The following is a 22,419-nucleotide window of genomic DNA, read 5'->3' as shown; positions in this document are numbered from 1 at the left end:
TTTGGTCAACTCGGCTTCGGTCTTGGCAATTTCGCGCTCAAGTCGAGCCAATTCCGCTTCCTTGTCGATCAATCCCGCCAGGGGGATGTGGATTTGCAACTCGCCAACCAGAGCCATGGCCGCCTCGGGCACGGTCTCTCCCTCTGCCAATGGGGTAACGCGCCCAATCCGACCGACAGAATTCAGCAAAGCGCCAAACCGCTCAAAACGGGCGATCTCTTCAACGGTGTCATACGTTACCAGCACGTCGAGCGATTTGCTGGGCGCTATGTCCATTTCGGCACGAATACGGCGCACGCCCAGAATCACATTTTTGAGCCATTCGACCGACTCGATCGCTTGGGTATTGATTTTGCGCTCGTCCGCCAAGGGATACGGACGCCCCATGACGCTATCAGTTGACGACACATCCGCCAATACCATCGGTGCCAGGCGCTGCCAGATGGTTTCGGTAATGAACGGGATGATCGGGTGCAGGAGCCGCAAAAGTGCTTCGAGCACGCGCACGAGGGTGCGACGTGTGCCACGCTGAGCGGCTTCATCATCAGCCTTGAGCGCGGGCTTGGTGAACTCGAGATACCAGTCGCAGTATTCATTCCAGGTGAATTCGTACAGCGCTTGTGCCGCCAGATCAAAGCGATATTCGGCAAAATGCCTAGCCACTTGTGCCTCGACCTGTTGCAGACGGCCGATAATCCACTCGTCCGCATCACTCAAAGTCACCGGCGCGTCGGTCAGGCCGGTGTCTTGATCTTCGCATTGCATCATCACAAACCGGCTGGCATTCCACAGCTTGTTGCAGAAATTGCGGTAGCCCTCAATGCGCCCGAGATCGAAACGAATGTCCCGCCCCGTGGTGGCCAGTGCGGCAAAGGTAAAGCGCAACGCATCGGTGCCGAAGGCCGGGATACCATTTGGAAATTCCTTGCGCGTGTCTTTTTCGATCTTTGCCGCCATTTTGGGCTGCATGAGGCCCGCGGTGCGTTTGGCAACGAGCGATTCGAGATCGATGCCATCAATCAGGTCGATCGGGTCGAGCACGTTGCCCTTGGACTTGGACATTTTCTGTCCCTGCGCATCGCGAATCAGGCCGTGCACGTACACTTCACGAAACGGCACGTCACGCATGAAGTACTTACCCATCATCACCATCCGTGCAACCCAGAAGAAGATGATGTCAAAGCCAGTTACCAAGACGCTTGTGGGATAGAACTGCGCCAGTTCCTGTGTGTGCTGCGGCCAGCCTAGGGTTGAAAATGGCCAGAGTGCGGAGGAGAACCAGGTGTCGAGCACATCATTGTCTTGTGTTAAAGGTTTTGAATCGGGCAAGTCATATTTTTTTCGTACTTCGGTGACATTTCTCCCAACATAAACATTTCCAAATCCGTCATACCACGCCGGAATACGGTGGCCCCACCAGATCTGGCGGCTGATGCACCAGTCCTGAATGTTCTCAAGCCATTGGTAATAGGTATTCGACCAGTTTTCCGGCACGAATTTGATGTCACCGCCACGCACCGCGTCCAGGGCTGGGCGCGTAATGGCGGCCAGTCCGCCCGGACGACCATCTTCCTGTGTTTCACGGGTGAGATCGACGAACCATTGGTCGGTCAACATCGGCTCAATCACCGCGCCGCTGCGGTCGCCACGCGGCACCATGAGCTTGTGATCGTCGATCTTTTCCAGCAAATCGAGTTCTTTAAGATCGTGAATGAACCGATCACGAGCTTCATAGCGATCCAGCCCCGCGTAGTGAGCAGGCAAGGCACCCTCTTCTTCGCCGCCGATGATTTCCGGCTGTTCACGAATCCGCGCATCGATGGTCAGCACATTGATTTTGGGCAGGTTGTGGCGTTGTCCGACGGCATAGTCGTTGAAATCGTGCGCGGGGGTGATTTTCACGCAGCCCGAGCCGAAGGCCGGATCGACATAATCGTCCGCGATGATCGGTATTTCACGGCCTACCAGCGGCAAGGTAATGGTCTTGCCAATCAGATGCTGGTAGCGCTCGTCTTCCGGATGTACGGCCACGGCGGTGTCACCCAACATGGTTTCAGGACGGGTCGTGGCGACAATCAAGTGGCCGCTGCCATCGGTCAGCGGATAACGCAGATGCCACAGGTGGCCGGTTTCCTCTTCGCTGATAACCTCCAAATCCGAGACGGCGGTATGCAGCACCGGGTCCCAGTTCACCAGCCGTTTGCCACGATAAATCAGACCATCCTCATACAAGCGCACAAAGACTTCACGCACCGCCTCAGACAAACCCTCATCCATCGTGAACCGCTCGCGCGACCAGTCGCAGGAGGCACCCAGGCGCTTCATCTGTTCGGTGATGAATCCACCCGATTCGGCTTTCCATTGCCACACCCGTTCGGTGAATGCCTCGCGGCCGAGATCATGCCGTGTCTTGCCTTCGGCCTCGAGTTGACGCTCCACCACCATTTGCGTTGCAATACCTGCATGATCGGTACCCGGCTGCCAGAGCGTGCGATCACCCTGCATCCGATGTACACGGGTGAGCATGTCCATCAGGGTATCCTGAAACGCATGGCCCATATGCAAGCGCCCCGTCACATTCGGTGGCGGCAGCATGATGCAGTAACTCGGTGCATCGGCGGGCAGACTGGCATCGGGAGCAAAGTAGCCGCTCGCTTGCCAGCGCACGTAACAAGGAGCTTCGATCTCGGCGGGATTGTAGGTTTTTTCCATTTTTATCATCAACTTAAATTATATATGTTCGTACTGGGTTACGCGCTCAACGATCGTCACGCGGCACCTGGGCAATCTGCCGGTGAACGGGTTTGGCCCCTGAGGCTTGATACTCGCGCCAGCGTGCGCGGGCGGCATCCCGATTGGCGGGATTGGCATCAACAAGTTCATCCAGTTGAACGCGATCGGCAACGCGCTCGATGGGTTTGCCGGAAAGATTGATCACATAATCAAAACCACCAGCCGCCACATCCACGCCCAGGAAAATCGGTGCGTGGGCGATATCTTCAGGGTCAGCCGTGTGCGGCACGAAGGCGTCGGGTTTGTAGCCCCATAAATAATCGTCAAAACTTTCCACATGCGCGAGATTGGCGCAGACAACATAGGTCATGTGCCCCGCTTCGGCCGCCTCGGCGCACAGTTCCGCCGCATAAAACCAGAAAGCCTCGGTGTCCGGATCATCGATCAGATGGAAAATCACGGCACTCATTCAACCGACTCCCCCTTAAACAATATTTTGGAACAATATTTTGAAGCAACAAGCGCAAACATCGCCGCACACGTATGACGGACGATTAGTGAGCGCGTATTATGCCCAATCCAGCCTTCTCTCGCAGCGCCACATGACTTCATCTGCACATTCATCCATCTCCCCCCGACTCAAAATCCTGCTTGCATGGGTTCTGGTGCTCACGGTTCTGACCGGAGTGGTCGCCTGGATCGGGCCGGACAGACTGCTCGCGCCCTGGCGACTGATCTCGGCACCGTCACTCGGCCTCGCCTTGTTGCTGATGGTTCTAAGCTACGCGCTGCGTGCCCTGCGTATTCAGAGATACTTCATCCACGAATTACGTGGCCAATTCTGGCCCACACTGAAATTGTCCACCTGGCACATCCTGCTGAACAATTTTCTACCCATGAGAACAGGGGAAATCAGCTTCCCGATCCTGATGCAACGCTATTTCACCCTGCCCGCGTCCCGCACCGTACCGGTACTGCTGTGGTTTCGGCTACTCGATCTACAGGCAATCGTTCTGCTCGGGTTGCTGGCGGCGATATGGGGCATGGGATTGCCGGATGCGTGGGCGATCCTCGTAATCATCCTCGTACCGGCTCCGGTATTGATCTTCCTGGCCCGCCATCGCGTACGTCGAGTCATCGCAGCCCGCCCGGAAGGCAAATGGCGAGGCCGTCTGCTCGGCAGTGTGGACAGCCTACCCCAATCCATCGCTCATTTCCTGGCCACACTCGGCTGGACCTGGGCGAACTGGCTGATCAAGCTTCTTACGCTGGCGTGGGTTCTGGCTCATGTCGCCCCGCTGGGTCTGGCGGCCGCGCTTGCAGGTGCCATTGGCGGCGATCTGACCACCGTCTTGCCCATCCATGCCCCCGGCGGATTCGGTACGTTTGAGGCAGGTGTCGTGCTTGCCCTGCAGCCTTTTGGTCTGGATGCGACGAGCGCACTGGCGGCAGCAGTCAATCTTCACCTGTTCGTGCTGGGTTCATCCCTGCTCGCGGCACTGATGGTTCTGCTCATCAAAGTACCCGGTCAAACCGAACAGGAAAGGGAACCGAGGTAAGATTTTTGACTCTACCTTCGGATTGAACCCCGTTGATTTCAATAATCGCCCTCGATAGTCAAGGAGCAAATCTGATGTATGTAGTCGCCAACCGAGTCCCTGTTGCCGCCGAATGGCACGATGCGTTTGAAGAGCGTTTCCGTGCGCGTGCCGGACAGGTCGATCTCCAACCCGGTTTTGTACGTATGGAAATTCTGCGGCCCGATTCCGAAGACGGCGTCTATGTCGTTTTGACGCACTGGCAGGATAAGGCTTCATTTGAAAACTGGGTCGGTAGCGAGGATTTCAAGATCGCTCACCAGAATCCCTTGCCGAAGGAGGCATTTACGGGGCCAGGTAAGCTCGAACGTCACACGGCCATCATTGTCAGCGAAAAGAGCTGAGCGCACGCTCTCCTCTCTTCGAAAAAACAACACGGATATTCCAGACAAAAAAACCCCGCGGATCACGCGGGGTTTTTTGTGAGTTCAGCGAAATGGTCGCTTATTCTTCGCCGACCACGACCACTTTGATGATTGCATTGACATCAGTGTGCAGGTGTACAGGCACTTCGAATTCACCCACAGAGCGCAAAGCACCCGCAGACAAGCGCACTTGACGCTTTTCGATAGTCACGCCGTAGGCAGTAGACACGGCTTGTGCAATTTCAATCGTGCCGACAGAACCGAACAGCTTGCCTTCCGCGCCCGCTTTCACAGGGATGGTGACCATGGCTTCGGCCAGTATCTCGGCTTGCGTCACAGCGGCAGCCAATTCAGCAGCAGCCTGGCTTTCGAGTTCAGCGCGGCGGGCTTCAAACTCAGCCATGTTCGCCTTTGTCGCGGCCTTCGCTTTACCGTAAGGAATAAGGAAGTTACGCGCATAACCGGCACGTACATTGACGATATCGCCCAAGGTGCCGAGGTTTTCGACTTTATTCAATAAAATAACTTGCATGATGTGTTCCTGTACTGGTCTGGTCGAACCGATCAGTGACGATCAGTGTAGGGCAGCAACGCGAGAAAGCGGGCACGCTTGATCGCTGTCTGAAGCTGACGCTGATAACGGGCAGCCGTACCGGTGACGCGCGCAGGCACAATCTTGCCGGTTTCGGTGAGGTATTGTTTCAAGGTATCGAGATCTTTGTAATCGATCTGTTTGACATTTTCGGCGGTGAATCGGCAAAAACGCTTACGACGGAAAAAACGTGACATGGTGTAATCCCCTAAACTGGTAAAGCTGGCTTATTCGCTTGCTTCGATTTGTTCTTCTTGATCTTCGTCATCGCGATCAAAACGGCCTGAATCCTGCTCGTCATCACGGCGACGCGGACGGCGCTCGTTATCACGCTCACGCATGATGATGGACGGCTCGGTCTCGGCTGCTTCCATACGGCTTGTCAGGTGGCGCAGAACGGCATCGTTGAAGCGGAACGCTTCTTCGAGCTCGGCAATTGCGGCCTGAGACGCTTCAACGTTCATCATTACATAATGTGCTTTGACGAGCTTGTTGATGGGGTAGGCCAGTTGACGACGGCCCCAGTCTTCCAGACGGTGAACGGTGCCACCGGATGTTTCGATGATGCCGCGATAGCGTTCGATCATGGCAGGGACTTGTTCGCTTTGATCCGGGTGGACCATGAACACGATTTCATAGTGACGCATAATTGACTCCTGTGGATGGATAAAAAAGCAGCCTGCCGTATGCGCAACGGTCAGGCAGGAGAAACGAGGCGCGGATTATACGGGGTTTCTTGACCCATCACAATGGCCGCAACCTTAAATGGAGTAGATCGGGAAACAATGCGCCAGATTCGCTTAAGAATCTCGCCGGGAATCTTGCCCGTACCTGAAGTCAAGTGCTATGCACGCATGGGCGCAGGGATACACGAGCGACTCATCAATCGCCGCCCTCGATGACCACAAATGCCAGCGCATGTGATCGTTCATCGCTGATGCTCAAATGCACCCGCACTGCCCCGATCTCATCCAGACGTTGTTGTGCCAAGCCGCCAAAAATGAGTTCAGGTGCGCCATGCTCGTCGTGAATGGTCTGAATATCATGCAGGGAAATACCGCCGCTAAAGCCGGTGCCCAGCGCTTTAACTGCCGCTTCCTTGGCTGCAAACCGTTTGGCCAGCCAAGCTGTAAATCGAGGTGAGTCACTCGCCGGTGCGGCCACCCGCTCAGATACGCCCAGAATTCGATGGACCAGACGATCGCCATATCGGGCGTAACTTTTTGCCAGACGGTCAATCTCTACCAAATCGGTGCCAATGCCAAGAATCATGAAGCGATCAGCCCATCCGGGCTTCGCGCATCAACTTCTTCATATCCACAACCGCTTGGGGCAACCCGGTAAAAATCGAGCGGGCTATGATGGCGTGCCCGATGTTCAATTCCTCTATCTGAGGGATGGCCGCAATCGCCTGCACATTGTGGTAATGCAGTCCGTGACCGGCATTGACTTGCAAGCCGACATCAGTCGCATCCCGTGCCGAACGGATGATATCGTTCAATATCTGCTTCTGACCGGCATCATCGAGCGTGTCGGCGTAATGACCAGTATGCAGTTCGATGACTGGGGCCTCACAGGCTACGGCCGCGTCGATCTGGCGTGGATCGGCATCGATGAAGAGCGACACGCGAATGCCGGCAGCCCGCAACCGGTCACAAGCAGTATGGATACGGTCAATTTGACCGGCAACATCTAACCCACCCTCCGTCGTCAGCTCTTCGCGTTTTTCCGGCACCAGGCAGCAATCATGCGGTTTGACTCGGCAAGCAAACTCGATCATCTCTTCAGTGACGGCCATCTCGAGGTTCATGCGCGTTTGCAACATCTCGCGCAGACGCAAAACGTCACGATCCTGAATATGTCGCCGATCTTCGCGCAAATGTAAGGTGATGCTATCCGCACCCGCCTGCTCCGCCAGCAACGCGGCATGAACCGGATCCGGATAGGTAGTTCCCCTCGCCTGCCGCAACGTTGCTACATGGTCGATATTCAGACCCAGAAGGGGGATCTGCGCGGTCAAACGATTGGTCATGGATGTGTATCCTTTTTAACTGAAGTTTTGTGAGCAATTGCTCGAGTAATTAAATGCCCGAGAAATTAAGTGCCAGGAAATAAAATACAGTCCGGTTATTTCGGGCACAGGAGTTATTCACCTTCGCCCGGTTGGGCCTGCGTCCGCCACAACGCTCTACTGTGGAACGGGGCTGAACCAACGTGAGGCGCCAGCAGGCTTTGGAGCAGGTCACGAGCCTGACGACGATCTGCAGCATCACCGATTGCTTGATTTTCAGCAATGGCCTTCAAGACGTTGCCTGCCACAGGATACCCTCGCCCCCGTTGTTGCAGAATCCCCTCTTCGGGAGCCAACCAGTACATCGCCTGCGGGTCAATCGACTCCTGGGTATCGGCAGTCAATTGCCAATCAATCCCTACACCCAGTTCGGCCAGCAAGTCACGCTCAAATCCGCGCACCACCATACCAAAATCGACAGATTGCCCGGCCAATTCGGCCAGATGCTGTGCATAAATATTAAACAATACCGGCGCTGGCTCATGGCGATGTAACGCGCGCATCAGCAATTCGTTCAGATAGAATCCGACGGCAAGCGACTGACCATGCAGGAGTTGCGCATACCCTGCCGGCTCAATCTGTGTGGCTGTTTTCATGTCACCACGACCAGCCAGCATCATCTGCAGGCACTGAAAAGCCATCGGCCTGAGCGGGGATTTCTTGCCGCGGGTTCGCGCGCCGCGTTGATACGTGGTGAGTCGACCAAAGTCCTCAGTAAACCACTCGACCAGCAAGCTGGTATCCCGCCAGGGGCGCGTATGCAACACAAAAGCACGTGTCATGAACACTGGCACCATACGCACGCTGCATTACTCGGGCAGCTGATAACCAAGCGACTGAACCGCACGCTCATCATCCGCCCAGTCCTCTCTCACCCGAACCCATAAGCGCAGCATGACTTTGGTCTGCAACATCTGCTCAAGATCATGCCGGGCCAAGCTACCGATGTCTTTGAGTTTCTTGCCGCCCGAACCAATGACAATACCTTTCTGACTATCACGCGCCACATAAATAACCGCGTCGATTTCAGTCAGATCCGGTTCCTCGCTGAATCGCTCGATCAGCACCGTGGTTTTGTAGGGTAACTCGTCGTGCAGTAAGCGCGCCATTTTTTCGCGGATAATCTCAGCAGCCATGAATCGCGTCGTGATGGTGGTCACTTCATCCGGGTCGTACATCGGCTCGCCCTGTGGCAGGTGTTTGAATATCAAATCAAGCAAGCCACCGAAGCCCCGGTCTCGATGCGCAGACAACGGATAAAGCGCCAAAAAGTCAAAGCGCGCCTGCATCTGGGCCAAAAAGGGGAAAAGTGCTGTCTTATCTGACAGCAGATCGATCTTGTTGATCAGCAGGATCGTCGGCAGACCGGATTGCCGAATCAGTTCCAGCACACCCGCATCTTCTTCATTGAATCGACCGGATTGAACGACGAACAGCACCAAATCCACGCCATCGAACCCACTGCGAGCCGTGCGATTGAGCTGGCGATTGAGCGCATCACTGCCGCCCTGATGAATGCCAGGGGTATCAACGAAGACGATCTGGCCACGCGGCTCAGTAAAAATGCCGGTTATCCGATGTCGGGTCGTTTGCGGCTTGGGCGCTGTGATACTGATTTTCTGCCCGACCAGACGGTTGAGCAGGCTGGATTTACCGACATTCGGCCGCCCGACAATAGCCACCTGACCGAATCGGTGAATAACCGTTTTTGCGCCTGAGGCAACCTTAAACTCCATTTACCGCCCAGACCCAATGCGATTATGTTGCGCCTTTGTGAGCGCTTCAAACATCGACTCAGCAGCCGCTTGCTCCGCCTTGCGCCGGGAACTACCACACCCAACGGCCGTCAGCTGCGTATCATTCAAACGACAAGTCACTTCAAACACTTGCTTGTGTGCCTGCCCACTGATCTTTGTCACTTCATAGGATGGCAATTCACGCTTGCTGCCTTGCAACCATTCCTGTAATCGGGTTTTCGGGTCCTTGAGGCTTGCGGCGTCGGGCAAGTCTTGCAGCATGCGTTCAAATAAGCGCACCAGTAAGGCCTGAACAACCTCAAAACCCTGATCGAGATACACGGCCCCGATCGTTGCTTCGAGTGCATCCGCAAGAATTGAGTCACGGCGGAAGCCTCCGCTTTTCAGTTCGCCCGACCCAAGAACCAAATAGTCCCCCAAATCCAGCTCCCGAGCAATGACGGCAAGACTTTCCTCTCGCACAAGACTCGCTCGCCAGCGCGAAAGTTCACCTTCAGTTGCCTTTGAATGCATTGTGTAGAGTTGATGGGCAATCACCAGATTGAGTACGGCATCACCGAGAAACTCTAGGCGCTCATTATTCATGTTGCCCGCCGAGCGATGGCGGAGCGACGTCTCAAGTAGCTCGGGGTTGGAGAAGGTAATACCGATGTGCTGCGCCAGCTTCTCCGGCGCAGTCACAAACGGGCTATTCGACATAAGGGATGACATTCACAGAGTGCGTGAATGAAGCCACGACCGACAAGTTACCAACGATATCCGCTCGCCCTTCGTAATTGTAGGTCACCTTGAGGCCAGTACCGGATGGCGTGATTTTGAAATCTTTGGAGGTAATGTTATCGATCTCATTGATATCAAGTTGCTTATCAATCGTGCTACGAATCTGCGTCGCGTCACCATGAAAGCTCTCAAGCTGCTTGAAAATGCTGCTGATCTTCTGGTCGGTCAAATAAAGCGGCACTACCTTCATCAACAGGATGGCCAGAAAAAAGGCAATAAAGGCGTACATAATCAAACCGATCAGGGTCATGCCCGATTGGTGACGACGACTTGCGATACTGTGATCAAGCTTCATGCAATTGTCCCTCTTCCTTAAATAATCAAAAAGCATCAAAAATCCGAAGCATCAATGAATGACCTTGCCGATACGGCCGGCATCAAATTTGCCGTCTTTCCAATCCCAATGCAACCAAATCATGAAGGCTTTGCCCACAAGATTTGCTTCCGGTACGAATCCCCAGTAACGGCTATCGTTACTGTTGTCTCGATTGTCGCCCATCATAAAATATTCATGGGGTGGCACAACCCAATCACCGTTTTTTTCGTAACCATCCTTTTCGAACAGAACATCATGCTTGACGCCCAGCAGATCCTCACGATAAACGTCAGCTCCTGCCATTCTCATACCGTCGTCGCCTGGGTAGACACCAACATAAGTTTCGGGAATAGGCGTGTCGTTCACCCAGAGCTTATTGCCCTCGACGCGAATATGATCACCCGGAACGCCGATTACCCGTTTGATGTAATCGACCTTCGGATCATTGGGATAACGGAACACCGCAATATCACCCCGCTTCGGTTCCCAGGTTGGCAGTATCTTGGTGTCCAGTACCGGCAGCCGCAAGCCATAACTGAATTTATTGACCAAAATAAAATCGCCCACCAGCAAGGTCGGCATCAACGAACCTGAGGGAATACGGAATGGCTCAACAATGAACGAACGCACGACCAGAACCACAAGGAGAATAGGGAAAAAGGAACGAGCATAATCGACCAGCAGGGGTTCGTGGAGGACAACCGGCGCACCATCGGCAACCACACCTGTAGCCGCCTTGCGGACACGCGCCTTTTTGAAAAACAGGCTGTCAGTCAACCAGATCAAACCGGAAATCAGGGTGCCCAACACCAGTATCAATGTAAAATCCAAAATCACTCTCCCCGAATTGGTGTTATTTGTTGGCATCCATTTGCAAAACAGCCAGGAATGCCTCTTGTGGCACCTCGACCTGACCGATTTGCTTCATGCGTTTCTTGCCTTTCTTTTGCTTATCGAGCAACTTGCGTTTTCGAGAGACATCCCCGCCATAGCACTTGGCCAGCACGTTCTTGCGCAGGGCCTTCACCGTGCTGCGCGCAATGATTTTGGCACCGATGGCCGCCTGAACCGCTACTTCGAACATCTGTTGCGGAATGAGTTCCTTGAGCTTCTCGGATAAATCCCGGCCCCGGCTTTGAGCGATGCTGCGATGCACGATCAACGACAGCGCATCGACGATTTCGCCATTGATTAGCATGTCCATTTTGACGAGATCGGCATCCTGGAAGCGGACAAACTTGTAATCGAACGAGGCATAGCCCCGGCTCACCGATTTGAGCCTGTCGAAGAAATCGAGCACTACTTCGCCCAGTGGCAACTCGAAAACAAGCGTGACCTGCTTGCCCGCGTAACTCAGATTTTTCTGCACGCCACGTTTCTCAATGCAAAGCCCGATAACCGCACCGACATACTCATCGGGGCAGAAAATGCTTGCCTCAATTATTGGCTCGCGCAGCTCCTTGATATTACTCACATTAGGGAGCTGGGCGGGGTTGTGAATTCGATAGGTCGAACCATCGTTTTCTACAATTTCATACACAACCGTCGGCGCGGTGGTAATGAGATCGAGGTCATACTCGCGCTCCAAGCGTTCCTGCACGATCTCCATGTGCAACAAACCGAGGAATCCGCAGCGAAAGCCGAATCCAAGTGCCTGTGAAACTTCGGGTTCGAAATGGAGTGCTGCGTCATTGAGTCGCAATTTGCGTAGGGCTTCGCGCAGATTTTCGTAGTCTTCACCCTCGACAGGATACAAACCGGAAAACACCCGAGGCTGCATTTCCTTGAAACCGGGCAAAGCGACGGTAGCGCCATTTTCGGCGTCGGTCAGGGTATCACCGACCTTCGCCGAATCGATATTCTTGATCCCTGCGATCACAAACCCCACATCACCGGCATAAAGACCTTCGCGCGCGAGCGTCTTGGGCGTGAACACACCCACTTTTTCGACCTGAAAAATATCCCCCGTGCCCATGGCTTTGATTTTGCGCTTCGGCACGATAGCGCCGTCTATAACGCGTACCAGTGCAACGACGCCGACATAGTTATCAAACCAGGAATCGATGATCAGCGCCTTGAGCGGGCCTTCTTCGTTTCCGACGGGCGCGGGAATCTCCTCGATCAGGCGTTCAAGCACATCTTCGATACCCACCCCGGTTTTGGCGGATGTAAGGACGGCGTTCTCAGCATCGATGCCGATAACGTCCTCGATTTCCTGTTTGACGCGCTCTGGCTCAGCCGACGGCAGATCAATCTTGTTCAATACAGGCACAACGGTCAGACCAAGATCAATCGCGGTATAGCAGTTGGCTACCGATTGCGCCTCAACGCCCTGTGATGCATCCACCACCAGCAACGCGCCCTCGCAGGCCGCCAGTGAGCGCGAAACCTCATAGGAGAAATCCACGTGCCCGGGGGTATCAATGAAATTCAGACGGTAAACCTTGCCGCTACGTGATGTGTAGTCGAGTGAGACACTTTGCGCCTTGATGGTGATGCCCCGCTCCCGCTCCAGATCCATCGAGTCGAGCACCTGCTCATCCATTTCTCGCGCACTCAAGCCACCGCACAACTGAATGATGCGGTCTGATAATGTTGATTTACCGTGGTCGATATGGGCAATAATCGAAAAATTACGAATCAGCGAGAGCCGTTCGGACATGGTTCTACTCAATAGTTTTTAAAGGGCGCACCGCGACGCTGCGCTCATGGAATCCAGATACCAGTGAATCAGACGCAAACGCGATAGATTCACCGTAAAGCGGCGAAGTATAACCGATTCGGCCAATTTTACTCGGCGCCTTGCAACCGGAAGACCAGAGGACATTGCCTCCATTGACAATCATCAGTCGGCTTGAAGCGAGAGGGCAACATAATGCTGTTGGTCACCACGGCGCATGAGAACCGCATTGGGCCTGTCCTTGCGGGCTGACTCGAAGGCTTTCTGTGCAGCGTCCAGGGAATTCAATGCGCGCTGATTCAGCGTGAGCAGGACATCCTGGGCCGCCAGCCCCGCTTTCGCGGCCGGGCTGTTGGGCTCAACGGCCTTGACACGGATCGTGCCGCCATCGTCCGTCAAGAGCAGGCCAAAATCTTCCACAATTAAGTCATGGGATTTCATGGACTGAACCTGCATCGGTGCATGTTGAGGCAATGCAACCAGCTTGATTAATACGGAGTGCGCTTTACCTTTTGTCACTACATCAAGGCGCACGTCGCTTCCCGGTGGAAGAACGCCGATGGTTTGTGGCAAGTCGGCAGATTCCGTAATCGGGTGGCCATTGGCAGCGATAATGACATCGCCAGGTTGCAGCGCGGATTGCTCGGCAGGTGACCCTGAAACGAATCCGGTCACCAACGCACCCTTGGCCCGGTCAAGGCCCATGGCTTGGGCCATTTCACGATTCAGGGATTGAATCTGAACACCCAGAAAGCCACGATCAACCCTACCGTGCTGCTTTAATTGTTCCACCACCTGCAAGGCGTAATTGATCGGGATGGAGAACGAAAGACCATTGTAACCGCCTGATTCTGTGAGAATCTGAGCATTGATACCAATAACTTCGCCCTCCACATTAAAGAGCGGACCGCCCGAACTACCCGGATTGATGGCAACATCGGTCTGCAAGTACGGAACATACCGCTGATTGTCATCACCCGGCAGTGATCGCCCCTTGGCGCTGACGACACCGGCCGTGACAGAATGATCAAACCCGAAAGGCGACCCGATCGCCACCGCCCATTGCCCGGGTTTAACTTGGTCGGAATCACCAATTTTAACGGGTTTGAGCCCTTTGGCATCAATTTTAAGCAGTGCTATATCACCGGCCTTATCACTACCCAGAACCTTTGCTTTAAGTTCACGACCATCTGCCAGCCGAACGTAAATTTGTGATGCGCCATCGATCACATGCTCGTTCGTTAAAATTTCACCATCCTGACTCAGGACGAATCCCGAACCGCTACTTGATTCAGGCTCGACCGGCTGCGTTGGCTCCTGAGGCGCCGATCCACCGGGCGCCTGACCATTGAAGCCAAAAAACTGACGGAAGAAATCATTGAGTTCACTGTTATTCCCGCCTTGATTTGGGGTATCCGGCATGGCCGCCAATGGGACAATGGCACTCACATTGACCACAGAGGCATTATTGGCCACAACCAACGCAGAAAAGTCGGGTAAACCGGTGACTTGTGCCTCTGGCTTTTGGTCATCACAAGCCGCGAGCGAGATGGCCGCAACCAAGACTAGGGCCGACCAGAACAATCGACGAAAAGCTGCAAGAGAAAATAACAAAGCATTCACCGTGATGGGTACCCAGAGTTTCAACTGACCAGCGATTCAACCCGAAGGCGAACAATGGGTTCGCAAACTTCGTCGAGCGCCTGAAGCGACTCAATGGCAGCATTCATTATGGCCTCTCGCATCGGGTGCGTCAGCAGCACAATGGGCAAATGCAAGGTTTCGTCACTTGCCTCTTTCTGAATCATCGCTTCGATATTGATGCCGAAATCAGCCAAGGTGCGGGCGATATTGGCCAGAACACCCGGTTGATCCAGCACGGTCAAACGCAGGTAGTAGCCGGTTTGAATTTCATCCATTGGCAGAATGGGAAGATCGGTCACCTGATCGGGCACCACGGCCAGATGGGGCACGCGGTGATTCGGATCGGCGGTCAATGTGCGCGCCACATCCACCAGATCAGCCACGACGGCAGAAGCGGTAGGATCAGCCCCTGCGCCCGCACCGTAGTACAACGTAGGGCCCACCGCATCACCCCAGACCAGAACGGCGTTCTTGACGCCATCGACGTTGGCCAGTAACCGGCGCTCGGGGATCAGAGTTGGATGCACCCGCATCTCGACGCCATTTTCGTGCCGCCGGGCAAAGCCGAGGTGCTTGATTTGATAGCCCAACTCGCGCGCGTAACGAACGTCCTCGGTTTTGAGTGTGCTGATTCCCTCGGTGTAGACACCGTCGAATTTAAGCGGCATGCCAAAGGCAATCGCCGCCAGAATCGATAGTTTGTGCGCGGCATCGATGCCTTCGACGTCGAAGGTCGGATCGGCTTCGGCGTAACCCAGCTTCTGCGCTTCGGCGAGCACATCACTGAAGCTGCGGCCTTCGTCGCGCATGGCCGTAAGGATGAAATTACCGGTGCCATTGATGATGCCGGCAAGCCACTCGATCCGGTTGCCCGCAAGGCCTTCACGGATGGCCTTGATAATCGGAATGCCGCCCGCCACCGCCGCCTCGAATGCCACGACGGTACCCTTGGCCTGCGCCAGAGCGAACAGTTCGTTGCCCTCGTGGGCAATCAGCGCCTTATTGGCGGTAATGACCGGTTTGCCCAGCTCAAGCGCGCGACGAATCAACATGCTGGCCGGTGTCATGCCGCCCATGACTTCGATAATGACGTCGACATTCGGATTTTCGACGACATCCATCGGGTTGGTGGTCAGCAGAATCCCGTCAAGAGGACAAATACGCGGGGCACCCAGATTACGGGCCGAGGCATGAATCACATCGATGCGTCGCCCTGAACGACGCGCAATATCCTCTGCATTGCGCGTCAGAACGTTGACCACGCCCCCGCCCACCGTGCCCAGACCCAACAAACCGACGCGCAACGGCGGCAGCGCGACATCGGCATTCGTCACTTCAGCCACACTCATTTCGAAGACTCCGTCTGCTTACCCTGAAGCTCAGCTCGGCGAATCTCCTCTTTACGGAACATGGCTTTGATTCCACGAATCGCCTGGCGGGTGCGGTGCTCGTTTTCAATCAGGCCAAAACGGACATGATCATCGCCGTACTCACCAAAACCAATACCCGGCGATACGGCCACCTTGGCTTCTGCCAACAGATGCTTGGTGAATTCAAGTGACTTCATGTGCGAGAACTGCTCGGGTATTTTCGCCCAGACGAACATCGTCGCTTTCGGAATAACCACATCCCAGCCCGCAGAGATCAGACCCTCACAAAGAACATCACGACGGCGCTGATACATGTCACTGATTTCCTTGACACAAGTCTGGTCGCCTTCCAGGGCCAGAATCGCAGCCACCTGAATCGGGGTGAAGGTGCCGTAATCGAAATAGGATTTGATCCGGGCCAGTGCGTTGACGAGCGTCGGATTGCCCACCATGAAGCCCACCCGCCAGCCCGGCATGTTGTAGCTTTTGGACAAGGTGAAAAACTCCACCGCAATATCCTTGGCGCCGGGTACTTCCATGATCGACGGTGCACGATAACCATCGAACACGATGTCGGCATAGGCCAGATCATGCACGATCCAGATACCGGCTTCCTTGCAGATGGCCACCACTTTCTCGAAAAAATCCAGCTCGACACATTGTGTCGTCGGGTTGGCCGGAAAGTTGAGAATCAGCATCTTCGGCTTCGGCCACGTTTCCTTGATGGCGCGATCAAGCTCTTCGAAGAAATCTACATCGGGTGTGAGCCGCACATGCCGGATATCCGCATCGGCGATGATGCTGCCGTACGGATGGATCGGGTACGCCGGATTGGGTACGAGCACCGTATCGCCCGCCGACATGGTCGCCATGGCAAGATGCCCTAAACCCTCTTTGGAGCCGATGGTGACAATCGCTTCCTTTTCCGGATCAATGTCGACGTCGTAACGCGTCTTGTACCAGTTCGCAATGGCTCTTCGCAGGCGCGGAATGCCTTTGGATTGCGAGTAACGGTGCGTGTCACCCCGACGGACGGCTTCAACCATTTTCTCGACAATGTGTGGAGGCGTCGGTTGGTCGGGGTTGCCCATGCCAAAGTCGATGATATCTTCCCCGGCCGCCCGCGCCTTCGCCTTCAATTCTCCAATAATATTAAACACGTAGGGTGGAAGGCGATTGATGCGGGCGAATTGGTCGTTCACGATAGTCCTGCTAGATCAAAAAACTAGATCAAAAAAAGAGTGTAGAAGAGAAAAGCATGGGTCACTCAAGCGGGTTTCGGCCCAAACGAGTTCCACCAAACGGGTTCTGTAAGGGTGCAGCGGATCTGGCACTAAAGACCCCACAGCCCAAGTAAAAGCCCAAGAAAAAACTGGGCACAAGGATCAACAATAAATAGCGCCTCAAACCGTGTCAATTTGTGACACGGTCGTGATGTTACATAAAACCAAGGATTGCGCTGCGCACCGAATCCAGGTTGGCGTCAATGGTCAACATCCGGGCTTTTTCCACATCGCCCTGTGCACTTTGGCACTGAGCAATCGCGGTATCCGGATCTTTCATGCCATTGCCGGTCAGGGTCAGGACCACGCTGGAACCTTCAGGGATCTTCCCTGCCTTGATGTCATTGATCAGGCCCGCCAGCGAAGCGGCTGAAGCCGGTTCGCAGAAAATCCCTTCATGCATGGTCAACATGCGCTGTGCGGCCAGAATTTCGGTGTCGGTGACTTCAGCAAACCAGCCACCGGACTCGTTCATAACCTTCCAAGCACGATCCCAGCTTTGCGGATGTCCGATACGAATTGCGGTGGCAAGGGTTTCAGGATGATCGACCATTGCGCCGCGAATGAACGGAGCGGAACCCGAAGCCTGGTAACCGATCATCTTCGGCCGATTGGTACAGGCAGCGCCTTTGACAAATGTGCAGTTGCCATCACAAAACGCGCAGGATTCCGTGAGATTGTCACCGTGTGATGCAGAGCTTTCGCAGTAACCGATCCAATGTGCCGTGATGTTGCCGGCATTACCCACAGGCAGGCAGTGGTAATCCGGTGCACGACCGAGCTCTTCAATGATTTCGAATGCGGCCGTCTTCTGGCCTTGCAGGCGGAACGGGTTGACCGAGTTCACGATGGTGACCGGCGCATGGTCAGCGACTTCCTTTACCAATCGCATCCCATCATCGAAATTGCCGCGAATCTGCAATGTGGTGGCGCCGTACATCATCGCCTGTGCCAGCTTGCCCATGGCGATCTTGCCGTCAGGGATCAAGACAAATGCCGTGATGCCTGCCCGGGCGGCATAGGCCGCGGCAGAAGCCGAGGTATTGCCGGTCGAGGCGCAAATGACCGCTTTGGAACCGGCTTCAACCGCTTTGGTCACCGCCATGGTCATGCCGCGATCCTTGAAGGAACCCGTCGGATTCAAACCTTCGTATTTGACGTAGATATCAAGTGAGCGACCAAGCACCCGCGGGATATTGTTCAGTCGAATCAAGGGCGTGTTGCCTTCACCGAGGCTGATAACCGGGGTGGTATCAGAAACGGGAAGACGATCTCGATAGCGGTCGATCAAACCGCTATAACGTTGAGCTGGGCGTTGCGCTTGCGACATGGGGAAAAGATTCTCGGTTTAGGTAAAACGAACCCTGGGTACGCCGCCTTACAAGCAGCACGGGCAATCGATGGAAAACAGGGTGAGCATTTTACGCATCATTACCGGTTTTTGCATCGTGCGAATGAAAGCAGGATTACTCATCCTCTACACAAACCGCACAATCACGTGTTTGCAGCAGATGTACAAACAATCGCCGCACATCATGCATCGCCTCGCTGATTGTCTGGTTAACAAGCGGGAAGTTGATCGGCCCGCCCCCATTTTTTCCGGCAGATCGATTCCCAATCACATTCAGGCTCGCGTAGAGCATGTCGCATTCTCGCGCCAACACCGCCTCGGGCATCCCCGTCATGCCCACCACATCACAACCGTCTTGCTCGAAGCGGCGAATCTCTGCGGCCGTTTCAAACCGCGGGCCTTGAGTCGCGCCATAGGTTCCGCCGTCGATCAAGGGAATTTCCAGCGCCATTCCCGCGCGCAACAAACCTTCGCGCAGCGGTTGATGATAGGGATAACTGAAATCGACATGGGTCACGGTTTCAAGATCCGATTCGAAGAAGGTACTTGGCCGCCCCCAGGTGTAATCGATGATCTGATCTGGCACGCACAGCGTGCCCGGCTGCATCTGCTCCGTGATCCCGCCCACCGACGAAACGGCCAGAACGTGTTTGATGCCCAGTTCACGCAGTGCCCACATGTTTGCCAGGTAATTGATGGCGTGAGGCGGGATTCGGTGGTTGTAACCATGCCGGGGCAGGAACACAACATCACAACCGGCCAGACGACCGATCGTCAGTGGCCCGGAGGGTTCGCCGAACGGTGTGGAAATCACCTGATGCCGAAGGATTTCCAGGCCCTCCAGTTCACTCAACCCGGTGCCGCCTATGATCGCCAGTTGCATGCTTCAATTCTCCTGTGGCAGGGCGTAGATACCCTGTACATTTCTGAAAAAACCGTTGTAATCGAGTCCTTCGCCCAAAATAAACCGATCCGGCACGTCGATGCCGACAAAGTCCGGCAAGAAATCGCTGACTTTATGATCGTGTACCTTGTTTGTCGCCACGGCCACCCAGACGCGCGTGGCGCCCGCATCGCTGCAACTGGCGGCGATGGATTTGAGCGTCACACCCTCATCGAACACATCGTCGATGATCAGCACTTCCCGTTCGGCCAGGGGAATTTGCGGCAAGGCCAGCCACTGAAGCGCCCCACCCTGCGTTTGCCCACGATAACGCGTGGCGTGGACATAGCCGATTTCCAGCGGAAAATTCAGGCGCGAAAGCAAGGCACCTGCGGGAATCAGACCGCCATTCATGACCGCCAGCACGACGGGCAGTCGTTCTTTCAATTTCAGTGTGATTTGTGTTGCGAGGTTGTTGTATACCCCCTGCATTGTCTCGGCATCAACCAGACAATCGCAGGTGGCAAGCAATTCATTCAGTTCGGCAGCCCGTGTATGTGCTGCGCTGATAAGCGAAGATTCTTGAGTCATTCGTCCTTACTCCTCGTTCAAAAACCAACCATCCTCGGCGGCCGCCCGCTCATCTCCGAATGACTCATTCTGAAGCCGCGTAACCCAGGCTTTCGCCATGGCCGTGCGGGGGTCGTGCAAAAAACGATTGGGCGATGGTACCGGGCCGTGCCCCATGAGATGAGCTAAACGCACCTCGCGCAGGGGATCGGCGGTAAATTTGCGGTGGATCAACAGTTGATCCACCCATTGTGGGTGATTGCAGATCAATGCCATATCGCAACCAGCCGCCAGCGCCGCATCCATACGCGCACCGATGTCACCGGCTACGGAAGCGGCGGCCATGGTAAGGTCATCGGTGAAAACGGCGCCCTGATACTGCCAACGTTGGCGCAAGAGATCCTGCACCCAGACTTTAGAGAAGCCCGCGGGCATTGCATCGATTTGGGGATAAACCACATGCGCCATCATCAGGGCGGGGATGAAACGTTCAATCAGGGCAACAAAGGGCCGAAGATCCTCGCGCTCGATCGTGGACAACACCCGGTGGTCGACCGGATGGGCGATGTGCGAATCCTCGGCAATGGAGCCATGACCGGGGAAATGCTTGCCGACGGCAGCCATGCCCGCCTCTTTCATGCCGGAGATCCAGGCGACGGCCAGCGCAATGATTGCAGCCGGATCGCGGGAAAAAGCACGGTCGCCAATCACACCACTGACACCGCGATCCAGATCCAGCACCGGCGCAAAACTCAAATCCACCCCCGCCATGCGCAGTTGCACGGCCATCAACCAGCCCAGACTTCTGGCCGCTTCCAAACCCGCTTGACGATCATGTTGGAACAAGGCACCGAGCCGCCCCATCGGCGGCAGGTGGATAAAACCATCATCCCGGAACCGCTGGACACGCCCGCCTTCCTGATCGACCGCAATCAACAGGTGCGGGTGGCGCAAGGCGCGAATTTCGGCCGTCAGCGTAGTCAGTTGTTCGGTCGAGGAAAAATTGCGGGCAAATAGAATCACGCCGCCCACAGCGGGGTTCATCAGGCGCTTGCGCTCCGCTTCCGTCAGCGTCAAACCGGCGACGTCCACCATCAACGGGCCCAAAGCAGTCATTCCCATTCCTCAAAGCAAAAAAAAGGCACCCAAAACGGGTGCCCAACAATAACAGGAGGAGTCAGACGCTGCCACGCAGGATTCAATCAAAGTTCGTCGGGGTAGAACGCGCTATGAAGAAAAGCCCCGTGTGGCATGTACCTAAAAGCGATAATCATGCCAACTTGACGTGACAAGGTAACTATAATTAAAAAAACTTTAAAAACATTGTGTTAAAGAATAGTGAATCAAAAAATTACAGAAACCCGCTTGAGAACAACCGCCTTAATTTGTTGCAAACATACGCCTTTTTAGCACATTCATTGTGCACGGCGGAGCGTTCAGAACCGAAGCAATATTGATCCGACGCCCCGCTACTCAGCACGACATCAAGCCTTGAAAGCATTGGCCAGGAATGTGCTCATCTGATCCCAGGAATCGTTGGCGGCCCGCTCGTCGTATTGCAGGGGCAAATTGAATTTTTCACCTCGCTCCGTAGCAAAGGGGTTCGTAAAGCTGTGCTTGGCACCGGGATAGGTTACGACTTCGATATCCGAGCCCGCCGCCCGCATCTCAGCCACAGTAGCCTTAACCTGCTCGTTTGGAACAAAAGGATCATCCCCGCCGGTGTACAGACGTAACGGTGTTTTGATGGGCGGGTGAGCGATCGGCGCCAAGCCATTGAGGCCCGAGTGGAATCCCGGCCATAGCCGCCAGCGTGACTCCTTGGCGCACCATGTTCAGGGCCACCGTGCCCCCGAAGCAGAACCCGATCACGGCAATGCGTTCCGGATCAACCTCGGGCTGCTGTTGCACGGCGTGAATCGCTGCCATAAAACGGCCTTTCATCAGGGCAAGATTACCCCCAATGGCAGAAGACAAGGCCGAGGCGTCGGCAGGATTGTCCGCCAGGGTATGATTGCCGTACATGTCGACAGCAAAGCCGACATAACCCAGCTTGGCCAGTGCCTGTGCGCGGTCATCCGCAAAGGCATTTCGCCCCCACCATTCATGGACAACCAAGACGGCAGGACGACGACCGTGTTGCGAGGTGTCGACAGCGAGGGTGTCAAATAATCTGTGTAACTGAGTTCAGTCAGGCACCCGGTCACCGTACAGAATGACGAACTGATTGAGTGCCGCTTTCCAGTCCCTAATGGGACGAGTCCATTTTCTGGCCACGTTCTTCAGGCCCATAAACAGGAGCTTCATGATCGACTCATCGTTCGGGAACGCGCCACGGTTCTTCAGCACCTTCCTCATCGAGTAATTCAGCGATTCGATGGCGTTCGTGGTGTAGACAACCTTGCGGACCTCCGGCGGGTAGTCGA

Annotated in this window: 24 protein-coding genes and 1 pseudogene; 2 read left to right on the top strand and 23 right to left on the bottom strand. The window is 55.0% G+C overall.

Annotated features, from left to right (window positions below):
- Both M7R55_RS05405 and M7R55_RS05400 read right to left on the bottom strand, forming a co-directional pair.
- On the bottom strand, positions 1 to 2,712 hold a 2,712-nt coding region (locus M7R55_RS05405), incomplete at its 3' end, for a valine--tRNA ligase (RefSeq protein ID WP_298219213.1).
- A 46-nt stretch (positions 2,713 to 2,758) separates the two neighbouring features.
- Entirely contained in the window at positions 2,759 to 3,202 is a 444-nt protein-coding gene (locus M7R55_RS05400) for a DNA polymerase III subunit chi (protein ID WP_298219212.1), read from the bottom strand.
- 133 nt (positions 3,203 to 3,335) lie between these two features.
- Between M7R55_RS05400 and M7R55_RS05395 the strand changes: the two genes are divergently transcribed.
- Both M7R55_RS05395 and M7R55_RS05390 read left to right on the top strand, forming a co-directional pair.
- Positions 3,336 to 4,292 carry a lysylphosphatidylglycerol synthase transmembrane domain-containing protein gene (locus M7R55_RS05395; RefSeq protein WP_298219211.1) on the top strand — a complete coding sequence of 319 codons (957 nt, stop codon included), beginning with the start codon at positions 3,336 to 3,338 and terminating at the stop codon, positions 4,290 to 4,292.
- Positions 4,293 to 4,366: 74 nt separating this feature from the next.
- Positions 4,367 to 4,675, top strand: a complete 309-nt coding sequence (locus tag M7R55_RS05390) for an antibiotic biosynthesis monooxygenase family protein (protein WP_298219209.1) — start codon at positions 4,367 to 4,369, stop codon at positions 4,673 to 4,675.
- Between the two features lie 100 nt (positions 4,676 to 4,775).
- On the opposite strand, the gene rplI is transcribed toward M7R55_RS05390, so the two are convergent.
- From rplI to M7R55_RS05285, 21 genes and pseudogenes are all read right to left on the bottom strand, one after another.
- A complete protein-coding gene (rplI, locus tag M7R55_RS05385; RefSeq protein ID WP_298219207.1) occupies positions 4,776 to 5,228 on the bottom strand; it encodes a 50S ribosomal protein L9 in 453 nt (150 codons plus the stop codon).
- A 32-nt stretch (positions 5,229 to 5,260) separates the two neighbouring features.
- Positions 5,261 to 5,485, bottom strand: coding sequence for a 30S ribosomal protein S18 (rpsR, locus tag M7R55_RS05380; protein ID WP_012824250.1), 225 nt, complete (start codon positions 5,483 to 5,485; stop codon positions 5,261 to 5,263).
- A 30-nt stretch (positions 5,486 to 5,515) separates the two neighbouring features.
- Entirely contained in the window at positions 5,516 to 5,935 is a 420-nt protein-coding gene (rpsF, locus tag M7R55_RS05375; RefSeq protein WP_290677569.1) for a 30S ribosomal protein S6, read from the bottom strand.
- 235 nt (positions 5,936 to 6,170) lie between these two features.
- On the bottom strand, positions 6,171 to 6,560 hold the full coding sequence (acpS, locus tag M7R55_RS05370) for a holo-ACP synthase (protein ID WP_298219200.1): 390 nt from the start codon (positions 6,558 to 6,560) through the stop codon (positions 6,171 to 6,173).
- 7 nt (positions 6,561 to 6,567) lie between these two features.
- Positions 6,568 to 7,320, bottom strand: coding sequence for a pyridoxine 5'-phosphate synthase (gene pdxJ, locus M7R55_RS05365; protein ID WP_298219199.1), 753 nt, complete (start codon positions 7,318 to 7,320; stop codon positions 6,568 to 6,570).
- Between the two features lie 113 nt (positions 7,321 to 7,433).
- Positions 7,434 to 8,141 (bottom strand): DNA repair protein RecO, encoded by a 708-nt coding sequence (recO, locus tag M7R55_RS05360; protein WP_298219198.1) that lies wholly within the window; start codon positions 8,139 to 8,141, stop codon positions 7,434 to 7,436.
- 27 nt (positions 8,142 to 8,168) lie between these two features.
- The gene (gene era / locus M7R55_RS05355) at positions 8,169 to 9,095 is read right to left on the bottom strand and encodes a GTPase Era (RefSeq protein ID WP_298219196.1); all 927 of its coding nucleotides are present in this window, start codon (positions 9,093 to 9,095) and stop codon (positions 8,169 to 8,171) included.
- Positions 9,096 to 9,815, bottom strand: a complete 720-nt coding sequence (gene rnc / locus M7R55_RS05350; RefSeq protein ID WP_298219195.1) for a ribonuclease III — start codon at positions 9,813 to 9,815, stop codon at positions 9,096 to 9,098. It lies immediately after the preceding gene.
- The gene (locus M7R55_RS05345; RefSeq protein ID WP_298219193.1) at positions 9,805 to 10,191 is read right to left on the bottom strand and encodes a DUF4845 domain-containing protein; all 387 of its coding nucleotides are present in this window, start codon (positions 10,189 to 10,191) and stop codon (positions 9,805 to 9,807) included. The genes rnc and M7R55_RS05345 overlap by 11 nt, the downstream gene beginning before the upstream one ends.
- Before the next feature lie 51 nt (positions 10,192 to 10,242).
- Complete coding sequence (gene lepB, locus M7R55_RS05340) at positions 10,243 to 11,043, bottom strand: signal peptidase I (protein WP_298219191.1); 801 nt, start codon at positions 11,041 to 11,043, stop codon at positions 10,243 to 10,245.
- 22 nt (positions 11,044 to 11,065) lie between these two features.
- Positions 11,066 to 12,874, bottom strand: coding sequence for a translation elongation factor 4 (lepA, locus tag M7R55_RS05335; protein WP_298219188.1), 1,809 nt, complete (start codon positions 12,872 to 12,874; stop codon positions 11,066 to 11,068).
- Positions 12,875 to 13,057: 183 nt separating this feature from the next.
- Positions 13,058 to 14,515, bottom strand: a complete 1,458-nt coding sequence (locus M7R55_RS05330; RefSeq protein WP_298219186.1) for a Do family serine endopeptidase — start codon at positions 14,513 to 14,515, stop codon at positions 13,058 to 13,060.
- 20 nt (positions 14,516 to 14,535) lie between these two features.
- Positions 14,536 to 15,849: a homoserine dehydrogenase gene (locus M7R55_RS05325; RefSeq protein WP_298219215.1), complete on the bottom strand. Its 1,314-nt coding sequence runs from the start codon at positions 15,847 to 15,849 to the stop codon at positions 14,536 to 14,538.
- A gap of 32 nt (positions 15,850 to 15,881) precedes the next feature.
- Entirely contained in the window at positions 15,882 to 17,108 is a 1,227-nt protein-coding gene (gene alaC, locus M7R55_RS05320) for an alanine transaminase (protein WP_298219184.1), read from the bottom strand.
- A 235-nt stretch (positions 17,109 to 17,343) separates the two neighbouring features.
- Complete coding sequence (gene thrC / locus M7R55_RS05315) at positions 17,344 to 18,519, bottom strand: threonine synthase (RefSeq protein ID WP_298219183.1); 1,176 nt, start codon at positions 18,517 to 18,519, stop codon at positions 17,344 to 17,346.
- Between the two features lie 136 nt (positions 18,520 to 18,655).
- Entirely contained in the window at positions 18,656 to 19,423 is a 768-nt protein-coding gene (locus M7R55_RS05310) for an S-methyl-5'-thioinosine phosphorylase (protein ID WP_298219182.1), read from the bottom strand.
- 3 nt (positions 19,424 to 19,426) lie between these two features.
- Positions 19,427 to 20,014, bottom strand: a complete 588-nt coding sequence (locus M7R55_RS05305) for a hypoxanthine-guanine phosphoribosyltransferase (protein WP_298219181.1) — start codon at positions 20,012 to 20,014, stop codon at positions 19,427 to 19,429.
- Between the two features lie 6 nt (positions 20,015 to 20,020).
- On the bottom strand, positions 20,021 to 21,109 hold the full coding sequence (gene nagZ / locus M7R55_RS05300; RefSeq protein WP_298219180.1) for a beta-N-acetylhexosaminidase: 1,089 nt from the start codon (positions 21,107 to 21,109) through the stop codon (positions 20,021 to 20,023).
- Between the two features lie 368 nt (positions 21,110 to 21,477).
- Positions 21,478 to 21,765, bottom strand: coding sequence for a dienelactone hydrolase family protein (locus M7R55_RS05295; RefSeq protein ID WP_298219179.1), 288 nt, complete (start codon positions 21,763 to 21,765; stop codon positions 21,478 to 21,480).
- A pseudogene (locus M7R55_RS05290) lies at positions 21,704 to 22,138 on the bottom strand (dienelactone hydrolase family protein); the annotation flags it as partial. The pseudogene M7R55_RS05290 and the gene M7R55_RS05295, both read right to left, overlap by 62 nt.
- Positions 22,139 to 22,180: 42 nt before the next feature.
- Positions 22,181 to 22,419: transposase (locus tag M7R55_RS05285; RefSeq protein WP_298219178.1), on the bottom strand; the 239-nt coding region annotated here is incomplete at its 5' end.

The sequence above is a fragment of the Halothiobacillus sp. genome (assembly GCF_027346185.1).
In the GTDB taxonomy this organism is placed as follows: domain Bacteria; phylum Pseudomonadota; class Gammaproteobacteria; order Halothiobacillales; family Halothiobacillaceae; genus Halothiobacillus.
Note: the sequence above shows the minus strand (reverse complement) of the source record. Positions and strands in the feature narration are given on the sequence as shown.